The sequence below is a fragment of the Flindersiella endophytica genome, assembly GCF_054779015.1.
In genome coordinates, this window is the sequence record NZ_BAAGYY010000023.1 from 175801 (window position 1) to 196763 (window position 20963).

Consider the following 20963-nt stretch of genomic DNA (forward strand, 5'->3'; position numbering starts at 1 on the left):
GGCATGGGCATGAACACCTCCCCCGACACGCACACCCACGTAGACCACGGCGGGCACGACGCCCATGCCGGGCACGAGGCTCACGGAGCTCACGGTGGGCACGACAAGCACGCCGGGCACGACCCGGAGATGTTCCGCCGCAAGTTCTGGCTGAGCCTGATCCTCACGATCCCGATCGTGCTGACCAGCGAAATGATCATGGAGTGGTTCGGCTACTCGCTGAGCTTTCCGGGCAGCTCGTGGGTCGGCCCCGTTCTCGGCTCGGTCGTCTTCTTCTACGGCGGCTGGCCTTTCCTCGCCGGCGGCGTGTCCGAAGTACGTGACCGCGCGCCCGGCATGATGCTGCTGATCTCGATGGCGATCACGGTCGCGTACGTCGCGTCCGCGCTCACCAGCGTCGGAGCGTTCGACCTGGACTTCTGGTGGGAGCTGGCCGCGCTGGTCACGATCATGCTGCTCGGCCACTGGCAGGAGATGAAGGCGATCGGCCAGGCACAGGGCGCGCTGGCGGCGCTCGCCGCGCTGCTGCCCGACGAGGCCGAGCGGGTGCGTCCCGACGGTGAGGTCGAGACGGTCAGCGCGGCCGACCTGGCAGTCGGCGACGTGGTGCTGGTCCGTTCCGGCGCCCGCGTACCCGCCGACGGCAAGATCGTCGAGGGCTCCGCCGAGCTGGACGAGTCGATGATCACCGGCGAGTCCAAGCCGGTCGAGCGAGGGCAGGGTGACCGCGTCGTCGCCGGTACGGTCGCGACCGACTCCGCGATCCGGGTCGAGGTCGACGCGGTCGGCGAGGACACCGCGCTGGCGGGCATCCAGCGGCTGGTCGCCGCCGCCCAGGCCTCCCGCGGTCGGGCGCAGGTGCTGGCCGACCGGTTCGCCGCGCTGCTGTTCTACGTCGCGACCGCTGCCGGGCTGGTCACGTTCCTGGCCTGGTGGGCGCTCGGCAGCCTCGACGAGGCGGTCGTACGTACCGTCACGGTGCTGGTGATCGCGTGCCCGCACGCCCTCGGCCTGGCGATCCCGCTGGTGATCTCGCTGTCGACGGCGGTGGCCGCGAAGGCCGGGATCCTGGTGAAGGACCGGCTGGCGCTGGAGCGGATGCGTACGGTCGACGCGGTGCTGTTCGACAAGACCGGCACGCTGACCAAGGGCGAGCACGTGCTGAGCGGCGTCGCCGCGGCTTCCGGCTCGAGCGAGGACGAGGTGCTGCGGCTGGCCGCGGGTGTCGAGTCCGACAGTGAGCACCCGCTGGCCCGCGCGATCGTCGCGGCGGCCCGGTCCGGCGGCTCCGAGCCCGCGCGGGCGGCGAACTTCCGCTCGCTCACCGGGCGCGGCGTCCAGGCCGAGATCGACGGCGCGACATACGCCGTCGGCGGTCCGGCGCTGCTCCGCGAGCTCGGCGCGACCGTGCCCGGCTCGCTGGTCGAGCAGACCACCGAGTGGGCCGAGCGCGGCGCGGCCGTGCTGCACCTGCTGAAGCTGGACGGCTCGGATGCCACCGGAGATGTCTCGGTGCTGGGTGCGTTCGGCCTGGAGGACGAGGTACGGCCGGAGGCCCGCGAGGCGATCGCCCGGCTGCGTTCACAGGGGATCCGCAAGATCGCGATGATCACCGGTGACGCCAAGCAGGTCGCCGAGGCGGTCGGCAACGACCTCGGGATCGACGAGGTGTTCGCGGAGGTGCTGCCCGCCGACAAGGACAACGCGGTCGCCGACCTGCAGAGCCGTGGCCACACCGTCGCCATGGTCGGCGACGGCGTGAACGACGCGCCGGCGCTGGCCCGGGCCGACGTGGGCCTGGCGATCGGTGCCGGCACCGACGTCGCGATCGAGTCGGCGGGCGTGGTGCTCGCCTCGTCCGACCCGCGTGGTGTGACCGGCGTGATCGAGCTGTCGAAGGCGTCGTACCGCAAGATGATCCAGAACCTGGCCTGGGCCGCGGGCTACAACGTGCTCGCGATCCCGCTGGCCGCCGGCGTGTTCGCGTTCGCCGGACTGACGCTCAGCCCCGCCATCGGCGCGGTGCTCATGTCAGCCTCGACGATCATCGTCGCGCTGAACGCCCAGCTGCTGCGCCGCGTCAAGCTGACCCGCTGAGCTGGCTGCGAATGACCACGTTAACCACGCTTTTAGCTGGTTAACGTGGTCATTCGCGCTCCGCCACGCGTTTCGCGGTTCGCCACGCCAGTAGGTGCTTCGCCACGCCCCGGGGCGTGGTTAACCCGCCAATTACGTGGTTAACGTGGTCATTCGCGGCCGAGCTGCTGGGCCTGGATCGCGGTGATGGCCACTGTGTTGACGATGTCCTGCACCGTCGCGCCGCGGGAGAGATCGTTGATCGGCTTGCGCAGACCCTGCAGCACCGGGCCCACCGCGACCGCTCCCGCCGACCGTTGCACCGCCTTGTAGGTGTTGTTGCCGGTGTTGAGGTCCGGGAACACCAGCACCGTCGCCCGGCCGGCGACCGGGCTGTCCGGCAGCTTGGTCCGGGCGACGCTCGGCTCCACCGCCGCGTCGTACTGGATCGGGCCGTCCACCGCCAGCTCCGGCCGCCGTTCGCGGACCAGGCGGGTCGCCTCGCGTACCTTGTCGACGTCCTGGCCGAAGCCCGATTCCCCTGTGGAATAAGACAACATCGCGACCCGCGGCTCGACGCCGAACTGCCCGGCCGTGAGCGCCGACGACAGCGCGATGTCGGCCAGCTGCTCGGCCGTCGGGTCGGGGTTGACGGCGCAGTCGCCGTAGGCCAGCACGCGATCGGCCAGGCACATGAAGAAGACGCTGGACACGATCGAGACGCCCGGCGCGGTCTTGATCACCTCGAACGCCGGCCGGATCGTGTGCGCGGTCGTGTGGATCGAGCCCGACACCATGCCGTCGGCCATGCCGAGATGGACGAGCATCGTGCCGAAGTACGACACGTCGGTCACGACGTCGCGGGCCAGCTCGAACGTCATGCCCTTGTGCGCCCGCGCGGCGGCGTACGCCTCGGCGAACCGGTCGCGCAGGCCGGGGTCGTGCGGCGACAGGACGTCGGCCTCCTCGAGGCTGAGCCGCAGCTCGGCCGCGCGCGCCCGGATCTCGTGCTCGTCGCCGAGCAGCGTGAGGTCGGCGACACCGCGCCGCAGCAGGATGTCGGCAGCCCGCAGGATGCGTTCCTCGCCGCCCTCGGGCAGCACGATGTGCTGGCGGCTCTGCCTGGCGCGCTCGACCAGTTCGTACTCGAACATCAGTGGCGTCACGACCTCGGACTTCGCCAGCTCGAGCCGTTCGAGCAGCCCGCCGCCGTCGACGTACTCCTCGAACGCGCCGAGCGCGCTCGCCGCCTTGGCCTCGGCGCCGGGCGTGATGCGACCGCGGACGGCGGCGAGCTGGGTGGCCGTGGCGTACGTGTCGCCGGCGGTGACGAACACCGGCAGGCGGCTGTCGAGCCCGGCCAGCAGGCGCTGGATCGGCTCGGGCGGCTCGAGGCCGCCGGACAGCACGATCGCCGCCAGTGCCGGGAAACCTTCGGCCCGGTGGGCGAGCAGCAGGCCGAGCAGGACGTCGGCCCGGTCGCCGGCGGTGATCACGACGGCTCCGTCGGCCAGGTGGTCGAGGAGGTTCGGCAGCGTCATCGCGGCGACCAGCAGGTCGGGCGCCTCGCGTCCGATCAGAGACTCGTCGCCGGACACCAGCCGGCCACCGCAGGCCGCGGCGAGGTCTTCGACGGTGGGCGCGGCCAGCCGCGCGATCTCGGGGATGGCGTACGCCGGCAGGTCGAGCCCGTCGACTGCCTGTCGCATCGCTTGCAGGCCGAGCTCGTCGACCCGGTTGACGACCACCGCGAGGACGCCGGCGTGCTCGGCGGCGAGCTCGGCGCGCGCGACCTGGATCGCCGACCCGACCTCATCGGGCCGCCGGCCCGCACCCGACAGCACCAGTACGACGGGAGTGCCGAGGTTGGCGGCCAGCCGGCCGTTGAACTCCAGCTCCGTAGCCGCGCCGACGCCGGTGTAGTCGGTGCCGACCACCAGTACGGCGTCACAGGTGCGGGCCAGCGACCGGTAGCGCTCGACGATCGTTCCTGTCGCGCGCTCGGGATCGGCGTGCAGCTCGTCGTAGCTCACGCCGATCGCGAGCTGTGCGGGATCGAGCTGGTAGCGGGAGCGCAGCAGCTCGACGATGTTGTCGGACGCACCGTCACGTACGACGGGACGGAACACACCGATCCGGGCGACCCGGCGGTAGAGCCGATCCATCAACCCGAGCGCGACCAGGGATTTGCCCGTGGCCGCTTCCGTGGCAGCGATGTACAAGCCTGTCGTCACAGCGGTCCACGCTAGCGGCTCCCGGCTAACGGCCCGCCTTGTGAAAGCGCCAGGTCGCCAGCGGAACGAAGATCACGAGCAGCGCCAGCGACCAGCCGAGCGTCACGAGGATGGGGTGCTGGAGCGGCAGGCTGGCGTGCGCCTGGGCGGCGCCGGGGTTGCCGAACAGCTCACGGCACGCCGCGACCAGCGCCGAGATCGGATTCCAGTCGGCGATCGCCCGCAGCCACGGGGTCATCCCCTCGGTCGGCACGAACGCGTTCGACAGCATCAGCACCGGGAAGATCAGCGGCACCATGTCCTCGGCGGCCCGCGCACTGACCGACAGTCCGAGCACGACGCCGGCCCAGCTCAAGGCGTACCGCAGCAGCACGATCAGCCCGAACGCCGCCGCCGTCTCCGCCCAGCTTCCGTGGGCGCGCCAGCCGACCAGCAGGCCGATCAGCACCATGATCACCATGCCCGGGATCGCGGCGAACAGATCCCCCGTCGTCCGGCCGAACGGCACCGCGAGCCGCGCCATCGGCATCGAACGGAACCGGTCCATCACACCGGCATCCACATCGTGCGCGATCTGAGTGGTGCTCACGAGCACCCCGGACGCCGCGACCATCGCGAACAGGCCGGGCAGGAGGTATTCGCGGTAGTTCCCGCCGCCCGGCACCCCGATCGCGCTGCCGAAGACATAGCCGAACAGCAGCACCATCAGCCCGGGAACGACCACCGCGGTGAGCAGCTCGCCGGGCTTGCGCCGCAGGTGACCGAACTCCCGACAGGTGAGCGTCCAGCCGTCGCGCAACGTCCACCCCAGCCGCCCGATCCAGGTCCCCGAAGCAGCGGGGATCCGCACGCTCGCCATCACGCCGCCACCTCCCTGGCGCATGCGGCGTGGGCAACTGTCGGGCTCGCGCCGGACGTCGCGAGCTGCAGCCCGCTGACGCGGCCGCCCGGCAGCTCCGCCGCGCACACGCCACCACCGCCGACCGACTGACGCCGGCTGGGCCGCCCGCCGGTCCGCCACCGCGATCCGCCGCCCGGCAGCTCCGCCGCCGCGCGCATGCCGCCATCTGCCCGCCTGTGCCACCCGCGCTGCGCGGTGACGTGGCTGGGCCGCCGCAACAACTTGGCACCCAGCCATCGCCGTTGCAACGGCACACCGATTCGCACCAAGGTCACCCTCATCCCCATCGCCTCCATCACGCCACCTGCCCATCGCTGTCGACTGAGGCTCCCGCCGATCCGCCGCCGAGATCCGGTGCCTGCCACCTGCGCCGCCGCGCTCACGCCGCCACCCGCCCATCGCCGCCCGCCGGTCCGCCACCCAGATCCGACGCCAGCCAGCTGCGCCGCCGCGCTCACGCCACCTGCCCATCTCCGCCGGCTGAGGCGCCCGCCAGTCCACCGCCGAGATCCGATGCCTGCCAGCCGCGTCGTCGCCATCACGCCGCCACCTGTCCATCGCTGCCGGCGGTGGCTGCGGCGGACGTCGCGAGCTCGGGCTCGCTGGCGTGGCCGGTCAGGCGCAGGAACACGTCGTCCAGGGTTGGGCGGCGCAGGCCGATGTCGTCGGTGGTGATGCCCGCGGCGTCCAGGGCGCGGACCGCCGCGACCAGGGCGTCCGATCCCCTACCGACCGGCACGCTGATCCGTCCGGCCGCTGCCGCCACCTGTGGCTCTGCGCCGGCGGTCTGCGCGATCGCCGTCGCCGCGGCGTGGACGGAGGCGAGGTCGCGGACGACCACCTCCAGGCGGTCGCCGCCGATTCGGGCTTTCAGGTCGGCCGGCGTGCCGGCGGCGATCACCAGCCCTGCGTCGAGTACGACGATCTGGTCGGCCAGCTGGTCCGCCTCGTCGAGGTACTGCGTGGTCAGCAGCACCGTCGTACCTTCCGCGACCAAGGCCCGGATCGCGTCCCACACCTCGTTGCGGCTGCGCGGGTCGAGCCCGGTCGTCGGCTCGTCCAGGAAGAGGACGGTCGGCGCGATGATCAGGCTGGCGGCCAGGTCGAGCCGCCGCCGCATGCCGCCGGAGTACGTGCTGACCAGCCGGTTCGCCGCCTCCGTCAGCCCGAAGCGGGCCAGCAGCTCGTCGGCTCGCCGCCGGGCGACGCGCTCGGGCAGGTGGTAGAGCCGGCCGAACATCCGCAGGTTGTCGCGCCCGGCGAGCTTCTCGTCGACGGCGGCGTTCTGGCCGGCCAGCCCGATCCGGTAACGCACCTGGTCAGCGGAGCGCACCACGTCGTGGCCGGCGACCCGCGCGCTCCCCGCGGACGGCCGGTCCAGCGTGGCCAGGATCCGGATCGCCGTGGTCTTCCCGGCACCGTTCGGGCCGAGCAGCCCGCACACCGTGCCCGCCGGAACCGCCAGATCGACGCCACGCAGCGCCTCGGTCTCGCCGAACCGCCTGCGCAGGCCCTCGGCGACGACAGCCTCGTCGGTCAAGACGTCCACCTCCTCCTTTGAGTACATCGTACGCTGATAAGCGTACACCGTACCCAGTGCGTACGATGTGCGCAAGATGCCGAGCAACGACAGCCCGCTGATCTGGGAGCGCCTCGACCGCGTACCGCGCGGCCCGCGCCCCTCGATGAGCCACGACCAGATCGTGAAAGCCGCCGTCGAGCTCGCCGACACGGAAGGCCTGGACGCGGTCTCGATGCGCCGGCTGGCCAAGCAGCTCGACGCCGGCACCATGTCGCTCTACCGCTACGTCGCCAACAAGGACGACCTGATCGAGCTGATGACCGACTACATCGCCGGCGAGGAGGCACCGACCGGCCCGCCGTCCGGCGACTGGCGGCACGAGCTGGCCGAGGCGGCCCGGCGAACGCGGCGGCTGGCGTTGCGGCACCCGTGGTCGACCGACCTGATGCTCGGCCTTCCGGTGCTCGGGCCGAACTCCCTACGCCAGATGGAGCGCGGCCTGGCCGCCGTCGACGGACTCGGCCTGTCGATTGATCAGATGATGGACCTGACCAGCACGGTGACCGCGTTCGTCATCGGCTTCGCGCAGGCGGAGCTCGCACAGGTGCGCGCCCGGCAGCGCACCGGCCTCACGGAGGAGCAGTACCGCGACCGGATGGCGCCCTACCTCGGCAAGCAGCTCGAGACCGGGCGGTTCCCGTACACCCAGCGCCTGATCGTCGAGGCCGAGGACTTCCCAGACGTGGACACGGTCTTCGAGCGCCGGCTCGGCTACGTCCTCGACGGCCTGGCGGCGTCACTGCCCACGCTGCCCACGCCACCGTCCAAGCCGGACGGACGGTGAGTAAGCAGAAGTGGGGTCGGCCCAAAAATCCGCGCGCGGAAGATCCGGTAGAAATAGAGCCGTGATCGGCTCAAATACCGTGGCCGCGGCGCCACCATGCTGACCGCCTGGTTACTTCTCGGCGCCGCCGTGGCACTGATCGCGGCGAGCGGACTCTTCGTCGCGGCCGAGTTCTCCTTCGTGACCGTGAGCCGGCCCGCCGTCGAACGTGCGGCGGCCGAGCACGTCCCCGGCGCCGCGGGTGTTCAGACCGCACTGCGCTCGCTGTCGACGCAGCTGTCCGGCGCCCAGGTCGGCATCACCATCACCAACCTGCTGATCGGCTGGCTCGCCGAGCCGTCGATCGCGCAGCTGGTGCACGGGCCGCTGCTGTCGATGGACCTGCCGGAGAGTGCGGTGCCCGGCGTCGCGATCACGATCGCGCTCGTCCTGTCGACCATCGCCACCATGATCTTCGGCGAGCTGGTGCCGCAGAACCTCGCGCTCGCCCATCCGTTCGGCGTCGCCCGCGCGGTACAGCGGCCGGCGCGCGCGTTCACCACGGTCAGCCGGCCGCTGGTGAAGGTGCTCAACGGAACCGCGAACTGGGCCGTGCAGCGCCTGGGCGTCGAGCCGCAGGAGGAGCTGGTCTCGGCACGGACGCCGGAGGAGCTCGTCTCGGTCGTACGTTCGTCCGCGGAGTCGGGCACGCTGCCCGGCGCGACCGCCGACCTGGTGGAGGCCAGCCTGCGGTTCGACGACAAGCAGGCCAAGGACGTGCTGACGCCACGGACGCGACTGTTCTGGGTCTCGCGGAACGACCCGATCCGCAAGGTGATCGAGCTCGCCGCCGAGCACGGCCTGTCCCGTTTCCCCGTCATCGGCCAGGACCTGGACGACATCGTGGGCGTGATCGAGCTCGGACAGGCCGCCGGTGTGCCGCCGAACCGGCGCTCGCGCACGCTGGTCGGCCCGCTGGCGCGCGACCCGCTGTACGTACCGCACACGCAGCCGCTCGACGAGGTGCTCTGGACGATGCGCGACGCGAACACCGAACTCGCGATCGTGCTCGACGAGTACGGCGGCACGGCCGGCATCGTCACGTTCGAGGATCTGGTCGAGGAGCTCGTCGGCCCGGTCACCGACGAGCACGACCCGGCTGCCGAGTCGGTCGAACGCGACGACGACGGCTGGCTGGTCTCCGGCCTGCTCCGCCCCGACGAGCTGCGCCGGCTGACCGGCATCCAGCTGCCCGTCGACCCGCGCCGGTACGAGACGATCGCCGGGGTCGTCCTGCACCAGCTCGGCCGGTTGCCCCACTCGGGCGAGACGCTTTCGGTGAACGGCGTGACGATCCGGGTGACCCGGATGGACGGACGCCGGATCGACCTCGTACATCTCGACGCGGCCGCGCAGGAGGCCGAACGTCCATGAGCACCGCGGTCCCCCTACTTGTCACGTTGCTGCTCCTGATCGGCAACGCGTTCTTCGTCGCGGCCTCGTTCGCGCTGGTGTCGGTGCGCCGCAGCCAGATCGAACCGCTGGCCGAGGCCGGCTCGCGGGCGGCCCGCTCGACGCTGCGGGCGTTGCGCCGGGTGTCGCTGATGATGGCCGGCGCGCAGCTCGGCATCACCATCTGCTCGCTGGGGCTCGGCGCGATCGCCGAGCCGGCGCTGGCGCACCTGTTCGAGCCGGTGTTCCACGCAGTCGGGCTGCCGGAGGCGATGCTGCACCCGCTGTCGTTCACGCTGGCGCTGCTGATCGTGGTCGCGCTGCACGTCGTGGTCGGCGAGATGATCCCGAAGAACCTCACGCTGGCCGCACCCGACCAGGCTGCGCTCATCCTCGGGCCGGTGCTGGGCGCGATGGTCCGCGCGGCCAAGCCGATCGTCCTTGCCGTGAACGCGATCGCGGCGGCGGTGCTGCGGATGTTCCGCGTTCAGCCGAAGGACGAGGTGGCCGACGCGGTGACGCACGAGGAGGTCGGCCACCTGCTCGCGGAGTCGCGCCGGGAAGGTCTGATCGACTCGGAGGAACACTCGCGAACGGCGCACGCGCTCGACTTCACCGAACGAACGGCCGCCGACGCCGTCACGCCGTTGTCGGAACTGGTGACGATCGGGCCCCGCTCGACGCCGGCCGACGTGGAGCGGCTGGGGGCACGGTCGGGACATTCGCGCTTCCCGCGTACGGATGCGGCGGGCAAGCTGTCGGGCTACGTCCACCTGAAGGACGCGCTGCAGATCCCGGCGGCGCTGCGGCACCGGCCCCTGCCGGCGACCTGGATCCGGCCGCTGCCGGTGGTCCGGATGGACACGCCGCTGGTGGAGGTGCTCAGCGTCCTGCGCCGCGGCAGCGGCTACGCCGCCCGCGTCGACGACGCCGGCGGTGTGACGGTGGGTGTGGTCACGCTGGACGGCATCCTCGTCCGTCTGGTGCCGGCCGCGCGAACCTGAGGTTTGTCGCGGTGGCGAGTGGAGGTCAGGGAGACCCAGCCGGTGACGGCCGAAATCAGCTCAGCCTGAGGTGGACGAACGGGATCGTGTCGCCTGGGAGGACGTACCGTTCGGACTCGGCGAAGCCGTGCCGGCTCGCGAACCGCAGGCCGTCGGTGTTGGACTCGAGGACGATGGTCTCGATCCGCCGGGCACCGAGCTCGCGCGCTTTCGCCAAGCAGCGTTGGAAGATCTGATCGCCGAAGCCACGCTCGCGGTACTCCGGCAGGACCCGCGCGATCACCGTTGCCAGTGCCGGATCGTCCGACGGTGGACGGACGGTCGAGTTGCCCACCGGCACACCGTCGAGATACGCGACCTCGAGGTGGTTACGCGAAGCCCGCTCGCGTACCTCGTCGATCGAGAGCGCGGCGGTGGGGATGATCAGGTTGTGGATCTCCCGCCAGTCGTGCAGGACGGCATCGCCACCCGACGGCTCGACCACCTCGAACACCAACGCCATCAGGAGACCTTCCACACATAGGCCCGGCCGTCCTTACGGCAGACCAGGATCTCGCCGGCCGAGGTACGGGCCTGCGAGCCCACCTCGGTGAAGTCGCACGCACCACCGGCGGTCGCGGTCGGGTCGAGGGGAGCCGAGGTCGCACTCGAGTTCGGTGCGGGGTTGTGCTCGCCGCCGGGATCGTCGGCGCCGAAGAAAGAGTCGGCCCACCAGATCGAGCTGCCCAGCGCCAGCCCGGCGACGACCAGCAGGATCGAGGCTACGGCGAGCGGCCAGCGCCGCCTGCGCTTCGGCGGATCCGGCTGGTCGGCCTGAGCGGACTGTGGCTGAGCGGACTGTGATTGCCCGGGCGCCAGGTTTCTGCGCTGGATCGGAGTCGCGCTTCGCTGCTGGGCCGTCTGTGGCGTCGCGCTGCGTGTCGGGGCGTGCGGCGGATGGCCCGCCGGCGCGCCGCCGGGAGGCCGCTGACCGCCGGCCGGCATCGGTGTACGAGGTTGCCCCGACCCGTTCGAGGGCCCGGATCCGCCCAGCTGCCCCGGCCCGGCCGGCTGCATCGAACCAGGCGACTGCCCTGCCCCACTCGACCGCACCGGCCCGGCAGCGGACGCCGAACGGCCCGACGGCACCTGCCCGGGCACCGGAACCGCACCAGCCGGCCGCGGCCCACCGAGCCCGCCGAGCACACCCGCCGGATGCTGTGGCGGCGGCCCGGGCAACGGCCCGTCCGGCCCCCATCCCGACGGCAGCGGCCCGACCACGTCGAACACCTGCACCCGCCCGGTCGGGTCCTCGGGCGGCACGCCTTCCGGCGGCAGGATCTCCAACTCCGCAAGGAGGTGCCGGGCTTGGAGGCACGACTCCGGCCGCTCCTCCACCGGCCACGCGCCCAGCTTTCGTACGTACTCCCACATCGCCACCGGCACGTTCTCCGGCGCTGTCGCCGAGATCCCGGAGTCGGGATCGGGCCGCCGGCCGCTGAGCATCTCGGCGGCGAGTACGCCCATGGAGTAGACGTCGTGCCTCGGCTCCGGATCCGCGCCCGCGAACACCTCCGGCGCCAGATAACCCGGCGTTCCCAGCATCTGCGACGCCCGGGTCAGGCGCGGCTCGTTCACGGGTACGGCGACGCCGAAGTCCATCAGCTTCGCGACCGGCCGCGCCCGCCCGGTCGGCTGCAGCATGATGTTGCCCGGCTTGATGTCCCGGTGCACCAGACCGGCTTCGTGTACGGCCGACAGCGCCGCGAGGACCTGGTCGGTCAGCACCGCCACCCACTGCGGGGACAGCCGGCCATACCGCTGGAGCAGCAGCGACAGCGTGCCGCCTCTGATCAGCTCCATCGTGAACAGCACGCGCTCGTCTTCGCCGGCCCAGTTGCGCGGCGTCACGACGTTGGGGTGGTGGATCCGGAACGACTGCTCGCGAACGAACCGCAGCAGCGCCGACGCGTCGCCCTGCCGCAGCACCTTCGCGGCGACGTACGCCCGCGCGCGGTGGTCCCAGGCACGCCACACCGAACCCATGCCGCCCGCGCCGAGCGGGTCGACCAGTTCGTACCGACCGGCGAACACCTCACCCACGGCAACCGAGGATAGGGGCAGAATGGCCCGGACCGCTCGCCTGGGAGGGCCAGACCGCATGAACTGGGGCCGAGGACTAGCGCCGCGCCGGCTGACGGCGTGCTGCGCCGCGCTGATACTTGGCCTGCTCGCGATCGGCTCGCCTTCCCAGGCCGACGACTCGAAGGTCCGCGACTTCATCCCGCGCGGCACCGCGGTCCACGGGATCGGCACGCCGTCCAACGCCCCCACGATCGTCCCCGGTCTCTATCACGACACGATCGGCCCGGTCGGCGACCCGTCCGGTGTGAAGTACTACCTGGTCGAGCACACCCCGAAGGCCGTCATGTACTTCTCCGCGACGGCCCGGCCGCCGAAATACGACGACAAGGACGGCGACGACGGCCTCACTGTCAGCGTCCGTACCCAGAACTGGGACGAGTGCGCCAGCTGGGCGCACCTGCGCGACGCCAACTACGGCCTGCGCGGCCTGTCGGTCAGCGACGTGTCGATCGGCCTCCCGGACGACGGCGAGGTCGACCCGTGCGCCGGCCAGGGCCAGGTCGTCCTCGAGGTACGCCGCGGCGACTCGAGCACAGAAACGCCGGACGCGACCAAGCCGCTCGACTTCGAACTACAGATCGTGGAGGAGCCGCAGGCCGCGCACACCGAGTCGCTGCCGCCGCCGGACGAGACCTCGATCGTCAACGACGAAGGCGTCGCACCGCGGCCCACCAAGCCGGTGACCGGCGGCCCCGGTTTCGCCGACGCCGCGACGCTGGAGCCCGGCACCGCGCGCGACAGCATCCGGCCCGGCGAGGTGCACTTCTACCGCATCCGGGTCGGCTGGGGTCAGCAGCTGTCCACATCGGTACGCCTGCAACCCGACAGCGCGCTGCAGGACGAGATCGACGAGGACGACGGCCTGGAGACCACACTGCGGTCGTACAACCCGGTCCGTGCGGAGATCGAGGACTCCGATCCGCAGACCTACGTCCCGGACGAGCCGCGGCCGTTCCACTCCAAGCTGCCCGAGGTGCGCTTCCGCAACCGCGAGAGCGAGAACAACTGGCCGGTGTCGATGGCCGGCTACTACTACCTCTCGCTCGAGCTCGCGAGGGACGACGGCGACTTCGCCGTACCCGTCGAGGTCTCGGTGGCGGTGACCGGCAAGCAGTCCGGGCGGCCGGACTACGTTGGGCTCGCAACACCAAGCCCACCCCAGTCATCCGATGAATCCGGCACCAAGCTCGCGGGCCTGGATCGACCGATTTCGATCGGGATCGCGTCTGTGGGTGGTGTACTCGTGTTGATCGGAGTCGTACTCGGAGCGCTCTTCCTGCGAAGGACCGCATGATCCGGACTGTGCCCTTGACTGTTTCGGTACTGCTGACGGCTGGTCTCGTGCTGCCGGCTGCCGCGGCTGCCTCCACGGCGTCGGCTGAGCAGGTACGCGCGCCCGCGGAGTTCGCCGTGCAGGGCAAGCGAGTCCGGGGCGCAGCCGCGCCGGACGGCGCACCCCGGCTGGAGCCGGGGCAGTACGCCGACCAGTTCGGACGTGACGGCGCCGACCTCTACTACACCGTCGCGCGCTCCCACACCGACTCGACGCTGTACGTCGGCCTCAGCGGGCGCCCGAAGTCGGCGTCGAGCGATCGCGAGTCCGTTGTGCTGCGGCTGCTCACGACCGACGGTCTCGACTGCGGCTACGGCGAGACGTTCGACAACGACTTCCAGGTCAAGCGCCGCAACTCCGTCGAGAGCGCGACCGCGGTGAGCTGGTCGCCCGCCGCGGAGATTCGTAAGCGGTGCCTGAGAGACAGCGAGCTGATCCTGCGGGTCTCTCCGGACCCCGACGCCGCCAGGCTGACCGGATCGCCGTTCGAGCTGACCGTGACCGAAGAGCCGCCGGCCGCCACCGCGGAGCTTCCGCCGGCCGCCGGCGAGCCCGACGACTGGACCGGTATGCCGCCGGTCTCGCGGGCGACCAACGTCACGGGCGGCACATCCTTCAACCAGGCAAGGGATCTGCGTACCGGCTCCTACCAGAGCGAGATCCAGCCCGGCGAGGCGCGGCTGTTCAAGGTGCCGGTCGGCTGGGGCCAGACCCTGCAGGCGACCGCGCGGGTCCAGAAGCCGTCGGCGGCGTTCCAGCGCGAGCTCGACCCGCTCGAGCAGACCATCACGCTGCGCCTGTACGGGCCGACCCGCGGCTTCGCCAGCGCCGACTCGACCACCGCGCCCGGGCAGGTCGGTGACGTCATCTCGTTCACGCAGGACACTCTGCTGTCGGCGATGACGTTGCCGGTCCGCTACAACAACCGGAGCGGTGAGGACCCGGAACAACAAGCCGCCTCCCTGGCCGGCGACTACTACGTGATGGTCACGCTGTCGGAGGACAAGCAGCGCCAGGCCTACCGGCTGCCGTACGAGCTGACCATCAAGGTCGCCGGCCGGCCCGACGCCGCTCCGGCCTACCCCGCCGGCCAGAAAGTCGTCGGCCCGGGTGCTTCGCAGCTGGCGATGACCGACCTGCCATCAGCCACCGAGCAGACCGACGACGACGCGGGCGCGGGCACGATCGGCCTGCTGGCGATCGCCGGCGCCGTACTCCTGCTGTCGGGCCTGGCCACCCTGATCATCACCAGGGCCAGAAGCCGCCGCCGCCCGGAGTACGAGGACAGCGTGGTCAGCGAAAGCAGCTGAACACCGGCGACAAGCAGACCACCACCAGCCACTCGACCGACAACGACGCGGACGCGGGCGCGATCGATCCGCCACCAGCCACCGGCTCGGCCGACCACGCCGGCGCGGGCACCATCAGCCAGCCGGCGGTCAGCCGACGCAGCTGAACACCGACGACGATCGACCCGCCACCAGCCACCGGCCCGGCCAACCAGGCCGGCGCGGGCACCATCAGCCAGCCGGCGGTCAGCGGAAGTAGATGAGCGCCACGGCGGCGAGCAGCAACATCGCGCCCACCACGGTCGCGAACACGGCGACGGCGCGGACCACTCGCCCGCCGCGGCGGCGGGGTGGTTGCGCCGGCTGCGCGGCGGCCGGGCGATCGCTCGCCCACACCGGTCCGCTCTGCTGGACGGGCTCGCGGGCTCGTTCGCGCTCCCGCCTGGGTGCGTCGACGGGTGGCCGCGCCGGACGGGGCTGCGGGCCCTGCCGGGTCGGGCGCCTGGGCGGGCGGCGCTCGGGCGGCGGAGTCGCGAACCGGCTGGGTACCGGCGGGCGCTCCTCGGGGCGCCCCTCGGGGCGCTCCCGTTCGCCGGACGGCTCGCGGGCGGGCGGCTCGGCCGCCCACTCGGGCTCGGTCGCCCAGGGGCCGCGGGCGGGCTGCTCGCGCTGGGCCTGCCGCCGGGGTTCGGGCCGGACCGGTGGCTGCGGCTCCGGGCGGGCCAGCTGCTCGTCGGACAGCAGGTCCTCGACCGGTGTCTCGGACCGGAAGCTGGGTTCCAGCTCGGGCTCCGGCTCGGGTTCCAGCTCCGGCTCCGGCTCGCGGGCGCGTACGGGCTCGGGTGCCGGCTGAAGCTCGGCCTCGTGCGCCGGCTCGTAGTCCTCCTCCGGCTCGGCTTCCGCCGGCGCCAGGTCGGCTGCCGCGGACGGCTGGAGCGTGGGCAGCTCGGCCTCGGTCTCCAGCGGCTCCAGCTCCGGCTCCGGCTCTGGTTCCAGCTCTGGCTCTGGCTCTGGTTCCAGCTCCGCTTCGAACTCGGGCTCGGCCGCGGCCGCCACGGGCTCGGGTTCCGGCTCGGGCCGGGGCTCGGGTGCGAGCGGCTCGGGCGCCTCCACGACCTCGGGCAGCTCCTGCAGCTCGGCGACCTCGGCAGCGGGTTCCGGCCGTGCCTCCGCGACCTCAGCCTCTGCCGCCTCGGCCGGCTCCGGCTCCGCCTCCGGCTCGTCGTACCTGCGATGGAAGACCGCCGCCGGTATGCCGGTGCCTTCGCGTACGAGCATCCGCGGCTCGCCCAGCGGCCCTTCCGGTCCCCAGTCGGCGGGGAACGGCGGCGTGTGGTCGGTGACCTGGATCCCCGCTCCACCCGCCGCCGGCCAGTTCGACGGCAGCGAGCCCGAGTCGGCCAGCTCCTGCCGGGCCTGCGCCGCATCGGCCGGTCGTTCGTCGGGATCGCGCGCGGCGAGCCGCCGGAGTACGCCCCACAGCGGTGCCGGCACGCCCAGCGGCGCCTCGGTCTCCAGTGCCGCCGGCACCCCGTCAGGCGTCGCGGGTGAACGGCCGCGCAGCAGCTCGGCCGCCACGGCACCGCACGCGAACAGGTCCTGCCGTGGATCGGGTCCCGCACCCTGCGCCTGCTCCGGCGCCATGTACCCAGGCGTGCCCACGAAGCTGGACGCCCGGGTCAGCCGGGGCTGGCCGAGCTGGGTCGCGATGCCGAAGTCGGACACACACAGCTGTGGCTCGCCGGTGCCGGTGGGCTCGAGCAGGAGGTTCGCGGGCTTCAGGTCGCGGTGCACGATGCCCAGCGCGTGCAGGGCGACCAGCGCGGACAGCAGCTGGTCGAGCAGCACGGCCACCCACTCCGGCGGCAGCGTGCCGTAGGCGTCGAGCAGCGTCTCGGTCGAGCCGCCGCACACCATCCGCATCGTGAACAGGACCCGGTCGCCCTCGCCGGCCCAGCCCGCCGGGATCACGACGTGTGGATGGTCGACGAGGTACGACTGCTCGCGGACGAACCGCAGTAAGGCAGCGGCATCCGCGTGCTGGAGCACCTTGGCGGCGATGTATTCCTGCCGCTTGTGGTCCCAGGCACGCCACACCGATCCCAGACCGCCACCCTGGCCCAGGGGATCTACTAGTTCGTACCGCCCGGCGAACAGCTCACCCACGTACCGCTCCTAACCCTCCTCGCACATGTGATCCTAGGCACTGACCCATGGCCCCTAGCCATTCGGTCACAAGACTGGCAAACTCCCTCACGAGTTGTCAGCAGTGCCCCAGACACCTAGTTGGCAGGACTTGCGCACGAACATGCAGAGACGATCGGTCCGTCGCGCCGTGGTCGCACTCCTTCTCTTCTCCGCGGCCTTCGTCCCGTTGGCCGCCAATGCCGCGGTGCCTGCTTCCCAACCAGCTGGTGTGCCCGCGTCCGGGCAGGACTCCGGGCAGGACTCCGGGCAGGACAAGGACAACAAGCTCGTTCTGCTCTTCGACTCCTCCGGGTCGATGGCGGATCCCGACGCGAGCGGTCAGACCAAGATGGACGCGGCCAAGCACGCGTTCCACGAGCTGATCCCGAAGCTGCCCGAGGGCGCGCAGGTCGGTCTCCGCGTCTATGGCGCGAAGGTCTTCTCCAAGAAAGATCCAGGTGCGTGCGACGACACGCAGAGCGTCGTACCGGTCGGGCCGGTCGACAGGAAAGGGCTGGCCGGCGCGGTCGACGGCTTCCGGCCGTACGGTGAGACCCCGATCGCCAACAGCCTGCGGGCCGCGGCCAAGGACCTCGGCACGTCCGGCAAGCGCACGATCCTGCTGGTGTCCGACGGCGAGGAGACCTGCGACCCGAACCCCTGCGCGACCGCCAAGGCGATCAGCGGGCTCGGAATTGATCTGAAGATCGACGTGGTGGGCTTCAAGGTCGACGAGAAGGCAAGCAAGCAGCTGCGCTGCATCACCGACGCCGGCAACGGGACCTACTACAACACCGACGACGCCGAGGACCTCGTCGACAGCCTGGAACGCCTGGCGGTACGAGCGTTCCGGCCGTTCCGCGTCGACGGGCGTGAGATCCGGGGCTCGCGGGACAAGAAGCCGTCCGGCCCGGTGCTGACCGCCGGCAAGTACGTCGACACCGCGCCGGCGCTGCAGGAGGCGAAGTACTACCGGCTGCGCCGGACGATTCCGGGCTCGACGCTGCACGTCGGCGCGACCGCGCGGCCCGCTCCCGGCGAGCAGATGAACACGCTGAAGCTCGAGACCACCGCGCTCGACGGCCGAAGTTGCGGCTACGGCACGGGCAGCGAGGTCAGTTACGCCAACACCAACCCGCTCGTCACCGCGGCGGTGTCGAGCTGGGACGAGCTCACCGCCGACAACCCCGGCTGCTCCTCGGGTGACCTGATCCTGATGCTGCGGCAGGACGGCTCCAAGAACGGCGCCCAGGGCGACAACCTCGAGGGCGTACCCGTCGAGATGGTCGTCGTGGAAGAGCCGCCGATCAAGGACCAGTCGCTGCTGGAGGAGAAGGCGCCGTCGAACCCGCGCTGGCAGGACATACCGGCAGGAGCCGGCCAGCCGATCACGCCCGGCTCGTCGTTCTCCGACTCGCCGAAGGTTGGTCCCGGGCAGTACCTCACGTCGCTGTTCCCCGGAGAGGTGCAGTTCATCAAGGTCCGGCTGAACTGGGGCCAGCGCATGCAGGTCGAGGCCAAGGCCGCCAAGCCCGACTCCAAGCTGGCCGCGCTGACCGACTATCCCCAGCCGCTCGACCTGCGGATGATCGCGCCGACCCGCGGCGCCGCGCAGGCGTACTCCTCCGGCATCATCGCGCGTGACACGACCATGCTCGAGGACGACAAGTCCGTGCGCGCGGTGACCAGCACGCTCGCCGTGACGTACGGCAACCGGGCCGCGATCGACCGGGAGCACAAGAACTCCTCGGTCGCGGGCGACTACTACATCGCGATCTCGCTGGGGCGCGACAAGGACAGGCAGTCCTACGTCGTGCCTGTCGACCTCGGGATCTCGGTCACTGGCGCGACGGGCGGTTTCGGCACGCCGATCTACTCCGGCACGCAGGCGCTGCTCGGCCCGGGCGTCGACGGCATCTCGGGCGTGGTGAAGCGCACCGCACCACCGTCGCCGGCTCCGACCGAACGCGCGGAGCAGTCCCGGCCGGAGACGACGGCCACGACGGCGGCCACACCGGCGGAACAGAAGTCGCTCACGCCGGGCAAGCTCATCCTGGTGATCGTGCTGTCGGCGATCGTGGTCGCGCTCGTGATAGCGATGGTCGTCCGGGAGATCGTGCGGCGGCGGTCGGCCAGGCAGGCCGCGTTCTTCGACTCGCCGTACTGACGGACTGACGTACTGACCTCGCAGGCCCGGCGAACGGCTAACTAGACTCCCGGAGTCAGGAGGGAGCCGTCCGTGGCTATTCGCAAGGTGCTCGTCGCCAATCGTGGCGAGATCGCGGTCCGGATCATCCGTGCGTGTGAGGACGCCGGCCTCGGCAGCGTCGCGGTCTACGCCGACGCCGACCGGGATGCGCTGCATGTCCGGCTCGCCGACGAGGCGTACTCCCTCGGCGGCGCCACGCCTGCGGAGACGTACCTGCGGATCGACGCGCTGCTCGAGGTCGCGGCACGTGCGGGCGCGGACGCGGTGCACCCCGGCTACGGCTTCCTCGCCGAGAACGCGGAGTTCGCCCGCGCGGTCGGCGCTGCCGGCCTGACCTGGATCGGGCCGCCGCCGGCCGCGATCGACGCGCTCGGCGACAAGGTGCGCGCCCGGCACATCGCGAACCAGGTCGGCGCTCCTCTGGTCGCCGGCACGCAGGACCCCGTGTCCGGTGCCGAAGAGGTGGTCGAGTTCGCCCGGGAGCACGGGCTGCCGGTCGCGATCAAGGCGGCGTTCGGCGGTGGTGGGCGCGGCCTGAAAGTCGCGCGGACGCTGGAGGAGATCCCCGAGCTGTACGACTCGGCGGTCCGCGAGGCGGTCGCGGCGTTCGGCCGTGGCGAGTGCTTCGTCGAGCGCTACCTCGACCGCCCGCGGCACGTCGAGACGCAGTGCCTGGCCGACTCCCACGGCACCGTCGTCGTGGTCTCGACGCGCGACTGCTCGCTGCAGCGGCGGCACCAGAAGCTGGTCGAGGAGGCGCCGGCGCCGTACCTCTCGCAGGCGCAGATCGACACGCTCTACCAAGCCAGCAAGGCGATCCTGACCGAGGCGGGGTACGTCGGAGCGGGCACCTGCGAGTTCCTGGTCGGCCAGGACGGCACCATCAGCTTCCTCGAGGTCAACACGCGGCTGCAGGTCGAGCACCCCGTCTCGGAGGAGGTCACCGGGCTCGATCTCGTCCGCGAGCAGTTCCGGATCGCATCCGGCGAGGCGCTCGGCTATGGCGACCCGGTCGTAGACGGGCACTCGATCGAGTTCCGGATCAACGCCGAGGACGCGGGCCGCGGCTTCCTGCCCGCGCCCGGCACGCTGCTGCGCTGGCACCCGCCGTCGGGTCCGGGCGTCCGGCTGGACGGCGGCTACGACCAGGGCGAGACGGTGCCCGGCGCGTTCGACTCGCTGGTGGCCAAGCTCGTCGTCACCGGCCGGGACCGTACCCAGGCGCTGGAGCGGGCCCGGCGCGCGCTGGCCGAGTTCGTCGTCGAGGGCATGCCGACCGTGATCCCGTTCCATCGCGCGGTGCTCGGCGACCCGGCGTTCACGGCGCCCGACGGAACGTTCGGCGTACACACGCGGTGGATCGAGACCGAGTTCGACAACCAGATCCCGCCGTACGACGGCCCGACCGCCGAGACCGCGGCCGCGGGTCCCGCGGAACGCGAGCGCGTCACCGTCGAGGTCGACGGCAAGCGGCTGGAGGTCGTGCTGCCCGCCGGCCTCGGCACGTCGTCCGCGAACGGCGGCGGTGGCGGTACGGGCGACCGGCGGCCGCCGCGACGTGGTGGCTCGAAGCAGGCGACGGCCGTCGCCTCGGGCGACGCGCTGACCTCGCCGATGCAGGGCACGCTGGTGAAGGTCGCGGTCGAGGAAGGCCAGCGGGTCGAGCCGGGCGAGCTGGTCGTGGTGCTCGAGGCGATGAAGATGGAGCAGCCGGTCAACGCCCACAAGGCCGGGGTCGTCACCGGGCTGTCCGCCGCCGTCGGCACCACCGTCACGGCAGGCGCCGTGATCTGCGAGCTGAAGGACTGA

The 20963-nt window shown here is 71.7% G+C and carries 16 protein-coding genes; 8 read left to right on the forward strand and 8 right to left on the reverse strand.

Features of this window, described 5'->3' with window-relative positions; genetic code table 11:
• Positions 1-3: 3 nt before the first annotated feature.
• Positions 4-2097 (forward strand): HAD family hydrolase, encoded by a 2094-nt coding sequence (locus tag ACYVF6_RS25185; RefSeq protein WP_460524983.1) that lies wholly within the window; start codon positions 4-6, stop codon positions 2095-2097.
• Positions 2098-2246: 149 nt separating this feature from the next.
• On the opposite strand, the gene pta is transcribed toward ACYVF6_RS25185, so the two are convergent.
• The 4 genes from pta to ACYVF6_RS25205 all read right to left on the reverse strand — a co-directional run bounded on the left by pta (position 2247) and on the right by ACYVF6_RS25205 (position 6760).
• A complete protein-coding gene (pta, locus tag ACYVF6_RS25190) occupies positions 2247-4310 on the reverse strand; it encodes a phosphate acetyltransferase (RefSeq protein ID WP_460524984.1) in 2064 nt (687 codons plus the stop codon).
• Positions 4311-4335: 25 nt separating this feature from the next.
• Complete coding sequence (locus ACYVF6_RS25195) at positions 4336-5169, reverse strand: ABC transporter permease (RefSeq protein ID WP_460524985.1); 834 nt, start codon at positions 5167-5169, stop codon at positions 4336-4338.
• Complete coding sequence (locus ACYVF6_RS25200; protein WP_460524986.1) at positions 5169-5492, reverse strand: hypothetical protein; 324 nt, start codon at positions 5490-5492, stop codon at positions 5169-5171. The genes ACYVF6_RS25195 and ACYVF6_RS25200 overlap by 1 nt, the downstream gene beginning before the upstream one ends.
• 257 nt (positions 5493-5749) lie before the next feature.
• Entirely contained in the window at positions 5750-6760 is a 1011-nt protein-coding gene (locus ACYVF6_RS25205; RefSeq protein ID WP_460524987.1) for a DrrA family ABC transporter ATP-binding protein, read from the reverse strand.
• 67 nt (positions 6761-6827) lie between these two features.
• On the opposite strand from ACYVF6_RS25205, the gene ACYVF6_RS25210 reads away from it, so the two are divergent.
• From ACYVF6_RS25210 to ACYVF6_RS25220, 3 genes are all read left to right on the forward strand, one after another.
• Entirely contained in the window at positions 6828-7577 is a 750-nt protein-coding gene (locus tag ACYVF6_RS25210) for a TetR/AcrR family transcriptional regulator (protein WP_460524989.1), read from the forward strand.
• 96 nt (positions 7578-7673) lie between these two features.
• Positions 7674-8990 (forward strand): hemolysin family protein, encoded by a 1317-nt coding sequence (locus tag ACYVF6_RS25215; protein WP_460524990.1) that lies wholly within the window; start codon positions 7674-7676, stop codon positions 8988-8990.
• The gene (locus tag ACYVF6_RS25220; RefSeq protein WP_460524991.1) at positions 8987-10012 is read left to right on the forward strand and encodes a hemolysin family protein; all 1026 of its coding nucleotides are present in this window, start codon (positions 8987-8989) and stop codon (positions 10010-10012) included. The genes ACYVF6_RS25215 and ACYVF6_RS25220 overlap by 4 nt, the downstream gene beginning before the upstream one ends.
• A gap of 55 nt (positions 10013-10067) precedes the next feature.
• On the opposite strand, the gene ACYVF6_RS25225 is transcribed toward ACYVF6_RS25220, so the two are convergent.
• A complete protein-coding gene (locus ACYVF6_RS25225) occupies positions 10068-10514 on the reverse strand; it encodes a GNAT family N-acetyltransferase (RefSeq protein ID WP_460524992.1) in 447 nt (148 codons plus the stop codon).
• A complete protein-coding gene (locus ACYVF6_RS25230; RefSeq protein WP_460524993.1) occupies positions 10514-12094 on the reverse strand; it encodes a serine/threonine-protein kinase in 1581 nt (526 codons plus the stop codon). The genes ACYVF6_RS25225 and ACYVF6_RS25230 overlap by 1 nt, the downstream gene beginning before the upstream one ends.
• Positions 12095-12152: 58 nt before the next feature.
• On the opposite strand from ACYVF6_RS25230, the gene ACYVF6_RS25235 reads away from it, so the two are divergent.
• Positions 12153-13430 (forward strand): hypothetical protein, encoded by a 1278-nt coding sequence (locus ACYVF6_RS25235; protein WP_460524994.1) that lies wholly within the window; start codon positions 12153-12155, stop codon positions 13428-13430.
• A gap of 8 nt (positions 13431-13438) precedes the next feature.
• Positions 13439-14779: a hypothetical protein gene (locus ACYVF6_RS25240; RefSeq protein ID WP_460524995.1), complete on the forward strand. Its 1341-nt coding sequence runs from the start codon at positions 13439-13441 to the stop codon at positions 14777-14779.
• On the opposite strand, the gene ACYVF6_RS25245 is transcribed toward ACYVF6_RS25240, so the two are convergent.
• Positions 14763-14990: a hypothetical protein gene (locus tag ACYVF6_RS25245; protein ID WP_460524996.1), complete on the reverse strand. Its 228-nt coding sequence runs from the start codon at positions 14988-14990 to the stop codon at positions 14763-14765. The genes ACYVF6_RS25240 and ACYVF6_RS25245 overlap by 17 nt on opposite strands.
• 14 nt (positions 14991-15004) lie before the next feature.
• Positions 15005-16924, reverse strand: a complete 1920-nt coding sequence (locus tag ACYVF6_RS25250; RefSeq protein ID WP_460524997.1) for a serine/threonine-protein kinase — start codon at positions 16922-16924, stop codon at positions 15005-15007.
• A 142-nt stretch (positions 16925-17066) separates the two neighbouring features.
• On the opposite strand from ACYVF6_RS25250, the gene ACYVF6_RS25255 reads away from it, so the two are divergent.
• Both ACYVF6_RS25255 and ACYVF6_RS25260 read left to right on the forward strand, forming a co-directional pair.
• The gene (locus ACYVF6_RS25255) at positions 17067-19112 is read left to right on the forward strand and encodes a vWA domain-containing protein (protein ID WP_460524998.1); all 2046 of its coding nucleotides are present in this window, start codon (positions 17067-17069) and stop codon (positions 19110-19112) included.
• Between the two features lie 72 nt (positions 19113-19184).
• The gene (locus ACYVF6_RS25260) at positions 19185-20963 is read left to right on the forward strand and encodes an acetyl/propionyl/methylcrotonyl-CoA carboxylase subunit alpha (protein ID WP_460524999.1); all 1779 of its coding nucleotides are present in this window, start codon (positions 19185-19187) and stop codon (positions 20961-20963) included.

What these genes read in the sequence shown, in the direction of transcription:
- ACYVF6_RS25185 (WP_460524983.1), top strand. Translation starts at nt 4, where the DNA reads ATGGGCATGAACACCTCCCCCGACACGCACACCCACGTAGACCACGGC.
- ACYVF6_RS25195 (WP_460524985.1), bottom strand. Translation starts at nt 5,169, where the DNA reads ATGGCGAGCGTGCGGATCCCCGCTGCTTCGGGGACCTGGATCGGGCGG.
- ACYVF6_RS25200 (WP_460524986.1), bottom strand. Translation starts at nt 5,492, where the DNA reads ATGAGGGTGACCTTGGTGCGAATCGGTGTGCCGTTGCAACGGCGATGG.
- ACYVF6_RS25210 (WP_460524989.1), top strand. Translation starts at nt 6,828, where the DNA reads ATGCCGAGCAACGACAGCCCGCTGATCTGGGAGCGCCTCGACCGCGTA.
- ACYVF6_RS25215 (WP_460524990.1), top strand. Translation starts at nt 7,674, where the DNA reads ATGCTGACCGCCTGGTTACTTCTCGGCGCCGCCGTGGCACTGATCGCG.
- ACYVF6_RS25220 (WP_460524991.1), top strand. Translation starts at nt 8,987, where the DNA reads ATGAGCACCGCGGTCCCCCTACTTGTCACGTTGCTGCTCCTGATCGGC.
- ACYVF6_RS25225 (WP_460524992.1), bottom strand. Translation starts at nt 10,514, where the DNA reads ATGGCGTTGGTGTTCGAGGTGGTCGAGCCGTCGGGTGGCGATGCCGTC.
- ACYVF6_RS25235 (WP_460524994.1), top strand. Translation starts at nt 12,153, where the DNA reads ATGAACTGGGGCCGAGGACTAGCGCCGCGCCGGCTGACGGCGTGCTGC.
- ACYVF6_RS25245 (WP_460524996.1), bottom strand. Translation starts at nt 14,990, where the DNA reads ATGGTGCCCGCGCCGGCCTGGTTGGCCGGGCCGGTGGCTGGTGGCGGG.
- ACYVF6_RS25255 (WP_460524998.1), top strand. Translation starts at nt 17,067, where the DNA reads ATGCAGAGACGATCGGTCCGTCGCGCCGTGGTCGCACTCCTTCTCTTC.